The sequence below is a fragment of the Sphingobium sp. genome, assembly GCF_003248505.1.
GTDB lineage: Bacteria > Pseudomonadota > Alphaproteobacteria > Sphingomonadales > Sphingomonadaceae > Sphingobium.
Genome location: NZ_QFOA01000020.1, coordinates 1 through 11,840, shown reverse-complemented (window position 1 = coordinate 11,840; position 11,840 = coordinate 1). Strand labels below are relative to the sequence as shown.

Sequence of the window (11,840 nt, the reverse complement as noted above, 5' to 3'; positions counted from 1 at the left end):
CTCACCGGTTACGATTGGCGTTGGCGCCCGCGGCATCGCGGGCGTCGCGGTCGCGCTGGCGCAGGACCCCGGCATAGCTCGCGGAGAGGTTCGCCTGGTTCATCGCGGCCATGTAGGACTGGCGCATCTGCGCGCGCTGGCGCAGCACCTCGTCCCGGAGTTCGCGAAGCTGCTCGATACCCTTGGTGAGAATCCGCGTCTGGCACACGTTCGTGTTCTCGGCATCGGCCGCGCCCGCCGTGGTGACGCCGCGCTCGGCGTTCTGGAGGGCGAAGTCGATCGAACGGGTCAAGTCGTTGAGCATCTGGTAGGCGAGGGTGAGGGCGACCAGTTCGTCGGTGTCGGCGATCACGCTGTCGGTCAGGCCCTGGCGGACGCCCCATTCAAGCAGGCGATAGACTGGCAGGGTCCGCACGTTGGCGACAAACTGCTTCTCCTCGCTCGTCAGCGCCGAGCGGGTGCGGATCTTCGCGGCGACCGATTCCATCTTCTCGCGCGCCAGCACCAGCGCGCCGCGCCCGCTGCCGTTCACCGAACAGTCCGAGGCGGTGGCGGGAATGTTGAGCGCACGGGTCGGCACGCGGCCGGTCAGGAAATCGTCCGCGCTTTCGGTGTCCTGGTGCGGGCAGGCGGGAATGGCCGAGAACACCGGCACCTTGTCGTTCGCATCCCAGCGCATGTAGACGTCGCCGACCCGGGCCCGCATGACGCCCGCCCAGTCCGAAGCGCCGACTCGGGCGGCGGCATGCGCGAGGAGCGAGCCGGTCTTGAAGATCTCGGTGACCTCCGCCGGGCAATTCTCGAGCGCGTCCTTCAGGTCCTCGGTCGGATTGCCCTTGTTCGCCTGGATCTTCTCGCGGCTCTGCTGCCAGCTGTTGGCATAGCCCTCGCGGATCGACTTGTAGCCGGTCATCTCCTCGAGGATCCCCGACATGTTGTCGTCGCCCTTGGCGATCTGAACCATGCGGTTGGCAAGACGGCAGTCGTTCACCTGGATCGAGTTCAGGTAATTGGTCGCGGCCTCCATCTTTGAAATTATATTCCCCATCTTCTCGTCGAGGGTTTCCAGCAGATACTGGAAGGCGACTGCGGGCGCGGCCTGGAGGATCGTCTCCAGCTTCTCGACGAGATATTCCGGATCGAGGAACGACATACCGCCGAGGAACATGTCGATGCCGCCGCAGCCCGCCTTCACCTTGGGGAGCGTCAGGCTCATGAGATAGTCGTCATGGACATCGACCCGGCCCGACATCCCGCCCGCGGTCACGTAGCCGCGGGTCTGGTCCTCGAAACTTCCGGGCGATGTGTAGGTGACATTGTCGAACCAGCTTTCTGCCCAGCTCTGCGCATGGGCGGGAACCGCTTGGCCGCACGACGCGACCACCAGGAAGAGTACTAAGGCAGGAGCGCGACGGTTCAGGCGGCGTGGATTACATTCCATGGCGGGCATCCCGGTGAGGTGGAAAGGTGACGCGGCCCCGCCATGATCAGCGTCCCTTCGGGTTGGAAGAGGAGGCCGGCGCCCTCACGCCGACGATCCCGGTGAATTTGGACATGGCGCGCACGCCGACGGCGGGCCGCGCCCCGGTCAGCATCCGGGCCGCGAGCCAGGCATTGCGCGCGATGTTGGGTCCGTGGTCCGTACCGATCGCGATCGGGACCATGCGGTTCGGATCCGTGGCCGCGCGGACCCATGCGACCGGGCTGCCGACCCAGGGGAGCCCCAGACGCCCCGAGCGCAACATCGCCTCCTCAGCGCCAATGGTCCGCACCTGCCAGCCGTAGCGGGCGCGGAATGCGAGCAGCTTCGACCACAGATCGGCGCAGGGCAGGCAAGCGGGCGCGGTGCTCATCTCGATCACATAGAGCGAGGCCTGGCCACGTAGCATGGTTTCGAAGTCGGGGGGAAAGGCGTGTGTGACCGGAGCGCGCGATAGCCACTGTCGCATGTCGGAGGCGGTCGATACCGGGTGAATGGCGGCCCGCCTGGCGATGTCCCTGTTCGCCTGCTGCGCGGCAGCTTGGTTCGCCGCGCAAAATCCTGCGGTGATCAGCAGGGCGTATCCAAGACGCACGCGCAGCCTCATGGTTTAGGCTCCCGCACATCGATAAGATCGCCGCCGATCACGCGCGGATCGGTCGAGGAGACCGGGCCATTGGCGAGCGCATCGAAGAAGCCGTCTTCCTCGCCCGCGCCGGTCAGCCACTGCTCGGGCCGGATATCGCCGCTGAGCAGCCGCACCGCCTGGTAGGCCATCTGCGCGATGTTGGGATAGGTCTCGACCCCGGCGGCGATGACCATGCGCTGCTGGCTGTTCCGGCGGATGACCATGGTCGTGGGTGTCACCTCCACCCCGAAGCGCTGCCCGAGTTCGGGTTTCCGGTCGAGATCCATGAGGCTGACCTGCCAGCCCATCTCGTCCTGGAAGCGCTGAACGATCGGCCACTGCACCCGGCAATAGCCGCAGGACCCGCGCGCGAACATGACGAGCGCGAATTCTCCCGCTTTCGAGCGCAGATACTGCCGGCGCAGCTGTTCCTTCTGCGCGCCGAGCACATCGCGCGCCTCGCCGACCATCGGGTTTGCCGCCCTCGCATTGAGCTCGGGATGCGTGAGCATGGCGAGCTGGGTGACGCCTGCGAAGGCGCGGGCCTTGCGCCGCGCGAAGTCCTGCAGCCGCCAGAAGTCCGATACGGCCTCGACGGTAAGCACCGTCGCGGCATAGTCGCGCTGCTGTTCGATCAGCGTGCGTATCTTCGGCGGCGTCCAGGTCGCCAGTTCCGCCATCGGCGGGATCACCGGCTTCACCAGCGCGTCGGGATCGGGCTTCTCCTCCTCCACCGTGGCCGGCGCCTGATACCACCAATAGCCACGTGCTCCGCTTTCCATGGCGGCAGGGCCGGTTGCCTGGGCCAGCACCGCCTGGGTGGGGAGCAACAGCGCCGCGGCGAAGGCAAACTGCCGTCTCACAGCAGCTTCTCCATCCGTGTCAGACGATCGATTGCGACCGGCCCGTAATAGCGGCTGTCATATCCATCGGGATGCTTCGAGCCGACGAAGATCATGCCCTCCGGAATGTGGGTGACGCCCGGGCGCCAGTGCGTCAGCGCCTTGCCGCCGCGGCCGACCGGCTTGCTGGCGCCCATCAGGCGGCCGTTGCAATAGTACCATCCATTGCCGGGCTGCCCGAGGCGACCGGCCTTCTCGATCATGACGATCCGCTCACCCGACATGCACAGCGCATATTTGGTAACGTTGACCGCCCTCGGACCCGCCACCGGGTCAGACAGCATGAACGATACGAGATCGCCGCGCCCGATCGGCCCGGGCGCGCGGTGCACCACCCAGGCGTCGATCGACGGGGTCATCACCAGCGTCATGTGCGGCATCGCCCACCAGGCGAAGAGACCGATCGGGAGAACGATACCGTAAGCCTTGAACAGCTGCGCGGGGCGCGCCGGCTGGCCAAGGCCACTGGCGCCGAGCGCCACGGCGGCGCGCAGCGGCAGATCCATGGCCTCGCGCCAGAGCCGCTTACCGGCGCGCCAGGCGAGCGAGAGCATCCCGCACCTCCTCTCCGCCGCCGAGGCGGCCATATTCCTCGAGCAGCCCGGTAAGCGCCGCGTCGCCGAACACGAGATGCCGCGCGCGCGGGGCCGTTTCGTCGCGCTCGCAATAGGGCTGGGTGGGATCGCCGGGGACCATTGCCAGCGCGGGCACCCGGGTGACGCCATGCTGGCGGAAGACCAGCGGATCGACGATCAGCTGCACATCGCGCATGGCGCAGGCGGGACCGTCGCAGCCCGGATCGATGCGCAGGATCGCCGCCGACAGCTTCGCCATCGGCGCGACCTGCCGCATCCCGCCTGGCATTCCCCGAAACGCCATGACGCCGCCGGCCCGCTCGAGTTGGCCCGCGTAGGTCCGCAGTGTCGCGACCGGCATCGCGGACGACACGAACAGCACCGGCACCCAGCGCGTCTCAGCACCAGCGGAGACCACGCCGGCCAGCGCCGCGGCTTCGGGCTGTTCCAGTCCCAGCGCCTGCGCGACCCGGCGACTGGCAGCTTCCCGCTCGGCGGCGAGCGCTTCGCGCGCCGCCGTGACGTCTTTTTCCGCGCGTGCCGACATGGCAGAATCCGTCTTGCGGCGGCGAAGCCCCTCGAAAGCGCGGCGCTGCGTGGCGGTGTCTGGCATCGCGGGCAGAACGGGCGAGGGGACCCTTGTGGCCTTCGCTTTGCCGGCGGCGCGTTTGACGCGCTCCATCGTTTGCGCGCCCTGGCCCTCGATCCGCGTGCGGGCGTTTTTGTGCTGTGCCTGTTCAGTCGCGACCGGCGGCTCGTTCGCCTCCGCGACGGTCGCGAAACAGGTGAGGCCGACCAAGTAGACAGGGCCTGCCACGAGCAGGCCACGCCTAGTTGCTGATCGTCTGCATATAGGCATCGATCTTGTCCTTCATGTCGATCTGGATTTCGCTCTGGGCGCGCGTTTCGATCTCCTCGTAATATTCCGAGAGATCCATCCTGCTGAAATCGAGCGCCTGGAATTCTTCCGCCGTGAAGCCGCGGCAGTAAGGCTTCTTCGCCGTGCCCCAGCCCTTCTCGGCGAAGCTCTTGAGCTGGGGGCGTCCCTGTTCCTGGATGATGCGGCCGAGCTTGGTGTTGAAGCAGCAGTGGCCTTTCGCTTTCTGCACGCAGATGCCCAGGATCTTCGACGAGCAATAGCTGCCGACCTCGTGGCACATCCCCGAGCCGCGCAGCATGCCCACTTCCATGTCCTCCTGGTCGCAGCCCTGCAGCAGCACCTCGATCATGAAATTGACGGCAAGGCTGATCGCGATCGAGGTGGGATCGAGGCCGACGATGATCGCATTGGCGCCCGCGCTTGCCGCCTGGCTCGCGGTCGCCCCCGCCTTGAAGGCGGTGTAAGCCGCTTTAAGCCCCGTGAAGACGCCCTTGGCGACGGCGATCTTGGTCGAGATCGACGAGATCGAACCGCCCATGCCGTCCTTGACGATCTTCCCCTTGTCCTTGCAGCAGTTCTGGAACGTGGTGCTGAGACCTGCGGGGCGACAGCGCGCGGCGCGGCCCGAAAAGATCTCGATCGTACCCAGGCAATTGCCGCCCGCATCGACGCCGCCGTCGGCCTCGACCCCGGGATCGTCGAGCGCCGCGTCCTCGACGACAGGATTGGCGCTGGTGTCGATGCAGGTGTTGGCCGAGCAGGCGGCCGCGCCGCCGCTCGCGGGAACCTCGCATGCGTATTGATCGCCGAGCGGGCAGTGGAGCGCGCCTGCCGTGTCCGCCTCGCACGTCGTCTGGCCGATCGGGCACATCCATCCACCCGAAGCGGTCAGATGGCAGGCGGCCGTTTCGCCTTCGTCGGCCGCATCGCCGTTGCCGTCGAGATCAACGGCGCAAAGCTGCTGCGCGGCCGCGCCTGCGGGAAACACCAGCACGCCGGTCATAAGCAGCATGGCCGCTGCAAGGTGGGACCGCACGGCACTCATCGCACGCTGCTCGTGCAGACCATGTCCGCCCCGCCAAGGCGCACCGTCTGCATCATCACCGCCGCCTCGGGAAAATCATCGAGACAGCCGCAGCCCTCGACGAGCTCCTCGCCGTCCCCGGCCGGGCAAACGTTGCTGTCCTGGCAGGTGCGGTAGTAATAGTCCCAACCTGTCGGATCGGTCTGCTTCGATCCGGTTACGCCATCGGGGGCGACTGCCGTGTTCCCTTCCGCCTTGCGGGTCTTGCAGATCGGCTCGCAGGCGCTGACGCTGCCGCGATCGGGCATGGAGAAACTGCGGGTGGTGAGGCTGTAGCTGCCGTCGGTATTCGCCACCCGGTCGGCTAGCAGGGTCTCGGTCGAGTGGTCGATGATATAGGCGCCGCGCGAGAGATCGGGCTCGGCCGATGTTCCCAGATCGACGGTGCACCGGTAGGTTCGCTCGCGCAGGAAGAAATCGCGAGCGACCTGCGCGGTGCAGGCGCCGGTCCCGAACACCCGCGTCTGCGGCAGCGGGGATAGGCCGGTGTTGACGCCGCTGCGAAACGTCGTAACCCCGTCGACCACTTCATCCTGCAGCCGGCAGGCATCGTTTGCCCCATAGCCGGAACAGGTGTCGACGAGCTGCTCGCTCGTCTTGCATCCGGTATCGACGCTGGCATCGATCGCGGCATAGGCTTCGCCGCCTTCGGCCACCGCAACGCGCAGCCAGATGTCATGATCGCCTTGTGTCATCCGCGAGGTCAGATCGAGCGCGGGGTTCAGGTAGAAAGCGCCCTTCTTCTCGCATTTGCCCGGCGGCAATCCGGTCCCGGTCCAGCTCTGCGGCCCGGAACCCAGCAGTTCGCCGTCGATGCGGATCTGCGCCCAGTCATCCGCGCCGAAGCGGGTGAGGAGGACCTGGCGCAGGCGGTCGCTGTCCTTGACCCGCAGTGTCATGTGGAAATCGAAGATCGAGCAGGATCCGCCCGAGAGGCTGTTGTCGGACGGCGAGCCCATGAGGAAGGTGACGTTCTGGGAGCCCGTGACAGAGGTCGCATAGCCACCCGCGACCCGGTCGATGATCTTCTCGATGGTGATTTCTTCCTGGGTGATCTGCCGGGTGATGGTGCAGCTACGGCTGACTTCGGACGTGCCGGTGCCGGTCGAGGAGGCGGCGAGTGCCTGGAATACGCTGCTGGCCTGCGCGGCGGCGGAGGCGTCGCTCGAGATGGCGCCCGGATTGCTCTTGTACGCGGTGGCGCCGACATCGGACTGCGCTGTGCACGAGGTCGTCTGGGCGCCGGTGTAACGGATGACCGGCCCCTCGATCGACGCTTGCGAAACGGCGATGCGCGCGTCCGACGTGGTGAGCGCGCCGACGACGCCGCCGCCGAGGTCCTTCAGCACCGAGGCGATGTTGCCCCACACCAGGTTATTGCCGCAGCTGTTGTTGACGCAGTAACAGCCGGCAAGCTCGGTCAGATCGACCTCGCTGAGCTTGAGCGCTCCCGAAGTCGCGGTATCCCAGCGGAAGAACCGGCAGGCATCCCACGTCCCCGGGGTGCAGGAGATGATCCCGTTCGCGCAGATGCCCGAGGTCACGACGGGTACCGTCAGCGCCTCGTCGAAGCTGCCGTCGAGATCGCTGTCCCGCGAAATGCTGAGCGTCCCGATATCGCCGGTGGTATTCGGCTGCGCGAGCAGTTCCAGATAAGTCGCGGTTTTCTGGCAGGCGAGATCGGGAGTGAACGCTTTGGAGGAGTCCACCGTGGTGATGCTCCGGCCTGCCAACCCCGGCGTCACGTAGTTATCGAGCAGCGCATCGCTCTCAGCGCTTTTGGCGCGCGCGGCGGCGGCCGCGGCGCGGGCGCGGTCCTCCGGCGTCTGCGCGTGCAGCGGCGCGCAAAGCCCGAGTACCGTGACAAGGAGCAGGGCGCGCGCCTTCATGGCTGGATCTCGCCTGGAACCACGCCGCGCGAGCCGCGACGCAAACGAAACAGCAGGACGCCGCCGTCGCTGACCGGCCTCTCGGCCCTGAACACGGCCTGCCCCTCGAAGACGGTCAGCGTGGCCGCGACGACAGACGGCGAGGAGGGGAGCACCGCCTGTCCATCGTCTGTGTTGAAGGCCACGCCGACCGTCCGACCGACACCGCAGGGGGGAAACGGTGCCGGTCTGACCGCGATGGAAACGCTCGGGCTGAGGGGCTGACGGGCAGGCCACCGGCTGATCCCGGGCGTTTTCACGCGGTTGTCGGAAGGCGACCTGCTCACGGCGTCGATACTCCCGCGCAGCAGATCGTCTTTTCAAAGAGCATGAACTGGGCGTTGTCCTTGCCTGGCGCGTGCTTCGCGCTGGTCCAGAGCGCACCGGGCCGGCCGACATTGACGCAGCTGCCGCCCTTGACCGGCTCCATCAACTGGAACTTGTAGCGGCTCTTGGTCCACACCGGTTGGGGGATGAAGGAGCAGCCGTCGGCCGAACTGATTGTGAGCGCGCCGAGCCTCCCCATCATGAAGAGGCCGCGCGCGGCAAGTCCCGCCCAGGCCTCGACGCTGTCCCCGAAATGAATGTCGCCCGCAACCGGATAGGTTGCGCCCCACGAGCCCATGCACCAGAACAGCGGATCGACGACCTTGCCCGCGGCTGCCGCAGCGCTGTCGGCCATGCAGGCAAGTCCCGCGGCCGGATTGCCGAACAGGATCGCCTCGGGCTGGATGATCGCGCCGAGCGTTGCCGATTGCCAGGTTGGCAGGACTTCGGTGATGAGGGCGACGTCGAAGCCGTCGTCCTCGATGCACGGCAGGTCGGTGAACATGTCGAGCATCTTCCAGACCGGCGAGATGTAGTAGTGCATCTGCGCGAACATCTTGCGCGTGTTGGTGCCGTCGGCGAGGCTGCTCTGGCTCCCCTGCAGCTTGCCGCCCGTCGGCATGATGTCCGCGCCGAGCGCCATCATGCAGCCCGGTTCGGTCACCACATCGACCATCCTGTTCGGCGACCAGAAGCTGACTTTCACCCCGAACCAGAAGGTCACGCCCTTGCGACAGGCGCAGAGCGGCTTGGAGGCCGACTGGGCGTCGAGCGCCTTGCCGAGCGGTTCACTGGGGCCGACCTTCACGCCGCCGATGGTGATCGGGAAGATGCAGTTCCAGCGCACCTTGGTGATCGGGTTGAACGCCGTGCCCGCTTCGCATTTGGACGCATGGGCGGGAGCCGCGACCGCCAGTGCGGCAAAGCCGCAACCCAGCGCGAGCAATCTGCGAAGCGACAATAGTTTCATCGCACTGCGCTCCGGTCGGTTTTGCGCCTGTCGACTTCGGTAAGCACGAGCTTCTGGCCGTCCTGCGCGACGATCACCGGCGCGACGGTCAGGCCGAGCCGCGCCTTGACGCGTTCTTCGAGTAGGAACAGCGCGCGGCCGTGCCGTTCGCCCAGGGTGATCACATCGGCATCACCGGGGCCTCCTGCTGCAAGCAGGATGAAATCGGCCGGTCTTGCGGTGCGTAGCGCCCAGTCAAGCTCGCGCGGATGCACGACGATCAGCCGCTGGGGCAGCGACACGTAGGCGAGCGGGTTGAAGCTGTAGCCCTTGGCATAGAGCAGCTTGCCCTCTGGCAGGCGGATATCCTGGTCGAGCGTATAGAAAGGGACCACCGTGCGGGTCCGATCCGCGTGGGCAATTCCGAGCGACGCCGCCTTCATCGCCGACCAGCGCTCGCGCGGGCCGAAGGCCCTCGTCATTTCGGGAACGCGCGCCGCCTGGCCCTCGATCTCGCGCAGCGCGTCGGGTTCTGCGATCGGCCAGGTCCGACCGATGGTGCTGGTCTCCGCAAGGGCCGCTGTCGAGGTCGCGAAGGGAAGGGTCAGCGTCGCCAGCGCGTACACGACTTGGTTGGGGCAATGTGTAGACCTAGCGACCATGACGACGTCTCCATCCAGGCTGGCCGCCATCGCGATCCTCGCCGATCGCCGCGCTGATCAGCGCTGCAGTCGCAATGATCGCGGTAATGACGACGAGCAGGCGGAACCGATCGGGCACGGCGGGCAGCTGCCAAGCGATGCAGGACTGCACCAGCAGCAGGCCCTGGCTGCCGAGCACCAGACGGATAGGCCCCGGGGCCGGTGTCGAGGAGAAGATACCGTTCACCGCTGCCTCCACTGCCGCACCTGCGCCTTGAGGCGCTCGCCTATCTCGTGCCAGGGGACGAGGGTGAGACCGGAACTCGCTGCGCCAAGACCGGCGGTTACGCCGATCGCGACGGCGCTTTGGAACGGAGCATCGAGGGTTCCGGAGAGGGCAAAGGCCAGAAGCGAAGCGTTCGCGATGCTAACACCCAGAAGATTGATGTAGCTCAGCCGCGCATAGCGCCGTTCCGCTGCGATCACCGTCACGATAGCGTTTGCCACCGCTTCCATGCCGATCACCTGGTTCTCCAGGCTTCGCGCACAGGCGAGAAGGTCGCGAAGATCGTGGGCCGGATCGCCCTTCGCGCTCATCGTGCCCTCCACGGCCGCAGGTGCGACACCAGCTTGCCGCAGGCGCCGGAAAGACCGATCAGCAGCATGCCGCTCGCAAAGCAGGCGGCCGCGACGATGATCCCGGCGCGCAGCGCGGGCAGGACCGGCTGGTGAAGCGCGAGGCCGGCGATCGTGACCAGCGCGCCCATCATGAAGGTTTCGATGGCGACCAGCCGCAATCGCCAGCGGATAGCTGCTGCTTCTGCTCGCTGGGCCACGCGCGCTTCGATGGCGGCCTGCACGGCCGGGTCCTGCTCCCAGTCGAGCAGCAGCTGGTCGGGATGCGGGGAGGGCGCGCGTGTCATGCCGAGGCCCCATCCGATTGGCCATCCCAACAGCGCTCCCGGCCGCCGGCATCACCCAGGATTTGTACAGGATCGACGCCGGCCAGTTCGCACACCGCTTCCAGCGGGCTGCGCCCGGCACGCAGCAGAGCCTCGAAGGCGGCGACCTCGCCTGGCGCCGAGGTGTTGATCCAGTAGCTGAAGGGATCGACGACCAGCCGCGCGATCCCCAGGCCAAGCGGCGAATCTATGAACACTTCGGAATAGTTCGGCTTGGCGTTGCGCACCGATTTGAGGAGGTCGAGGACGAAGCCCGAATAGTCGAGGATCTTGTTGTCGACTGCCTTGTCGTAAGTCGAGCCCTGCAGCAGGAATTTCGTCGCCGCATTCTCGAGGATCACCTGGCCGGTGCCGCCGAAGAGCGTCAGATCGTTCATGCTCTGAAGGACGATCCCGAAGCTGCCCTGGTATTTGCGCGCCCGGCGATAGCCCTGGCCGAAGGCTTCGGCGAGACGCGAGAGATCCTGCCCGTCGCTACGCGTCATGAACTGGGCGGCCTCGTCGCACAGCACGAAGCGGGGACGGCCGCGGTCGGAGAGATAGAGCTCCTGGGTGACGGCATTGACCACCACCATGACGATGACATTAAAGAGGTCCGGCAGCGCTTTGAGCCGTTCGAGCTCGAGCACGACGAATTCGTCGCTGCGGATATCGAAGGTCGAAGGCCCGTTGAAGAAATGGCCGTAAGCGCCCCCGGACCCGAAATCGCGCAGGTTGAAGGCGAGCTCGCGCGCGACGGGCACGAGATGCTCGACGCGGTCGAGGTCCGAGACGGCGTTCTCGGGATAGCGGCCGAGCCACTCGCGCACCGCATCGATGCCGTCCTCGCCGCGCCCGCCATCGACTGTCCACTGGACAGCGGACTTGAGGAGATTCCACTGCGAGGTGGTAACGGGCTTGCGGGTGGCGGCGTTGGCCATTTCCGCGACGATCGCGACCGCCATGGCGATCGCCGACTGCTTGTCCTCGCCGTCGAGCGCGAGCCCCATGTCGAAGGGGTTGAGGACGAGCCGTTCCTCGCCGATGTCGATGTAGCGGCCCGAGCACAGCGTGCAGAGCTTGCGATAGCTGCCGCCGATATCGATGATCCGGATCAGCGCGCCTTGCGCGTAATATTGCTGGCACAAGTTGTTGAGCAGGAAGCTCTTGCCCGCGCCGGACTCGGCCGAGACGATGAAGTTGTAGTTGTTGATCCTGGGATCGAAGAGGTCGAGGGTGATAAGCTGACCCTTGCGGCCCACGTACAGCAGCGCCGGGCGCCCGCCCCCGCGAAAATCGGTCTGCACCGGCGCCATCAGCGTCGCCGCCTTGACCGGCATCCGGAAATCGCGCTCGAGCAGCTTCATCGTGCGCTTTTCGGGATAGAGGCCGAAGGGCAGGCTGGCGGCGAGCAGCACCGGCAGCAGATAGCTCTCCTCCTGGACCATGAAGGGTAGCGGTTCGGACTCCCACAGTCGCTTGGCGCGCGCGGCCATGTCGCGCGC

At 66.6% G+C, this 11,840-nt stretch carries 13 protein-coding genes and 1 pseudogene; all 14 read right to left on the bottom strand.

From position 1 onward, the window contains the following. Nucleotide 1: 1 nt before the first annotated feature. On the bottom strand, nucleotides 2–1,441 hold the full coding sequence (locus tag DI606_RS09115) for a conjugal transfer protein TraH (RefSeq protein ID WP_048939502.1): 1,440 nt from the start codon (nucleotides 1,439–1,441) through the stop codon (nucleotides 2–4). A gap of 46 nt (nucleotides 1,442–1,487) precedes the next feature. Continuing rightward, on the bottom strand, nucleotides 1,488–2,087 hold the full coding sequence (locus tag DI606_RS09110; protein ID WP_048939484.1) for a hypothetical protein: 600 nt from the start codon (nucleotides 2,085–2,087) through the stop codon (nucleotides 1,488–1,490). Next, entirely contained in the window at nucleotides 2,084–2,971 is an 888-nt protein-coding gene (locus DI606_RS09105; protein WP_048939485.1) for a conjugal transfer protein TraF, read from the bottom strand. Before DI606_RS09105 ends, DI606_RS09110 begins: the two co-directional genes overlap by 4 nt. Beyond that, on the bottom strand, nucleotides 2,968–3,564 hold the full coding sequence (locus tag DI606_RS09100; protein WP_048939486.1) for a S26 family signal peptidase: 597 nt from the start codon (nucleotides 3,562–3,564) through the stop codon (nucleotides 2,968–2,970). The genes DI606_RS09105 and DI606_RS09100 overlap by 4 nt, the downstream gene beginning before the upstream one ends. Beyond that, the gene (locus tag DI606_RS09095) at nucleotides 3,536–4,267 is read right to left on the bottom strand and encodes a type-F conjugative transfer system pilin assembly protein TrbC (protein WP_048939503.1); all 732 of its coding nucleotides are present in this window, start codon (nucleotides 4,265–4,267) and stop codon (nucleotides 3,536–3,538) included. Before DI606_RS09095 ends, DI606_RS09100 begins: the two co-directional genes overlap by 29 nt. 148 nt (nucleotides 4,268–4,415) lie before the next feature. Continuing rightward, nucleotides 4,416–5,510, bottom strand: a complete 1,095-nt coding sequence (gene traN, locus DI606_RS09090; protein WP_293981874.1) for a conjugal transfer protein TraN — start codon at nucleotides 5,508–5,510, stop codon at nucleotides 4,416–4,418. Beyond that, a complete protein-coding gene (locus tag DI606_RS09085; protein ID WP_159365839.1) occupies nucleotides 5,507–7,438 on the bottom strand; it encodes a hypothetical protein in 1,932 nt (643 codons plus the stop codon). Before DI606_RS09085 ends, traN begins: the two co-directional genes overlap by 4 nt. Continuing rightward, on the bottom strand, nucleotides 7,435–7,623 hold the full coding sequence (locus DI606_RS09080) for a hypothetical protein (protein ID WP_234893134.1): 189 nt from the start codon (nucleotides 7,621–7,623) through the stop codon (nucleotides 7,435–7,437). Before DI606_RS09080 ends, DI606_RS09085 begins: the two co-directional genes overlap by 4 nt. Nucleotides 7,624–7,760: 137 nt before the next feature. Further along, nucleotides 7,761–8,774: a TraU family protein gene (locus tag DI606_RS09075; RefSeq protein ID WP_159365840.1), complete on the bottom strand. Its 1,014-nt coding sequence runs from the start codon at nucleotides 8,772–8,774 to the stop codon at nucleotides 7,761–7,763. Then, on the bottom strand, nucleotides 8,771–9,379 hold the full coding sequence (locus DI606_RS09070; RefSeq protein ID WP_159367926.1) for a conjugal transfer protein TraW: 609 nt from the start codon (nucleotides 9,377–9,379) through the stop codon (nucleotides 8,771–8,773). The genes DI606_RS09075 and DI606_RS09070 overlap by 4 nt, the downstream gene beginning before the upstream one ends. Before the next feature lie 25 nt (nucleotides 9,380–9,404). After that, on the bottom strand, nucleotides 9,405–9,641 hold the full coding sequence (locus DI606_RS09065) for a hypothetical protein (RefSeq protein WP_159365841.1): 237 nt from the start codon (nucleotides 9,639–9,641) through the stop codon (nucleotides 9,405–9,407). Continuing rightward, nucleotides 9,638–9,991: a hypothetical protein gene (locus DI606_RS09060; protein WP_159365842.1), complete on the bottom strand. Its 354-nt coding sequence runs from the start codon at nucleotides 9,989–9,991 to the stop codon at nucleotides 9,638–9,640. The genes DI606_RS09065 and DI606_RS09060 overlap by 4 nt, the downstream gene beginning before the upstream one ends. Beyond that, nucleotides 9,988–10,317, bottom strand: coding sequence for a hypothetical protein (locus DI606_RS09055; protein ID WP_159365843.1), 330 nt, complete (start codon nucleotides 10,315–10,317; stop codon nucleotides 9,988–9,990). The genes DI606_RS09060 and DI606_RS09055 overlap by 4 nt, the downstream gene beginning before the upstream one ends. Continuing rightward, a pseudogene (locus DI606_RS09050) lies at nucleotides 10,314–11,840 on the bottom strand (conjugal transfer protein); the annotation flags it as partial. The pseudogene DI606_RS09050 and the gene DI606_RS09055, both read right to left, overlap by 4 nt.

Coding starts and splice junctions, on each gene's coding strand:
- DI606_RS09115 (WP_048939502.1), bottom strand. CDS start 1,441: ATGGAATGTAATCCACGCCGCCTGAACCGTCGCGCTCCTGCCTTAGTA.
- DI606_RS09110 (WP_048939484.1), bottom strand. CDS start 2,087: ATGAGGCTGCGCGTGCGTCTTGGATACGCCCTGCTGATCACCGCAGGA.
- DI606_RS09100 (WP_048939486.1), bottom strand. CDS start 3,564: ATGCTCTCGCTCGCCTGGCGCGCCGGTAAGCGGCTCTGGCGCGAGGCC.
- DI606_RS09095 (WP_048939503.1), bottom strand. CDS start 4,267: ATGGAGCGCGTCAAACGCGCCGCCGGCAAAGCGAAGGCCACAAGGGTC.
- traN (WP_293981874.1), bottom strand. CDS start 5,510: ATGAGTGCCGTGCGGTCCCACCTTGCAGCGGCCATGCTGCTTATGACC.
- DI606_RS09085 (WP_159365839.1), bottom strand. CDS start 7,438: ATGAAGGCGCGCGCCCTGCTCCTTGTCACGGTACTCGGGCTTTGCGCG.
- DI606_RS09075 (WP_159365840.1), bottom strand. CDS start 8,774: ATGAAACTATTGTCGCTTCGCAGATTGCTCGCGCTGGGTTGCGGCTTT.
- DI606_RS09060 (WP_159365842.1), bottom strand. CDS start 9,991: ATGAGCGCGAAGGGCGATCCGGCCCACGATCTTCGCGACCTTCTCGCC.
- DI606_RS09055 (WP_159365843.1), bottom strand. CDS start 10,317: ATGACACGCGCGCCCTCCCCGCATCCCGACCAGCTGCTGCTCGACTGG.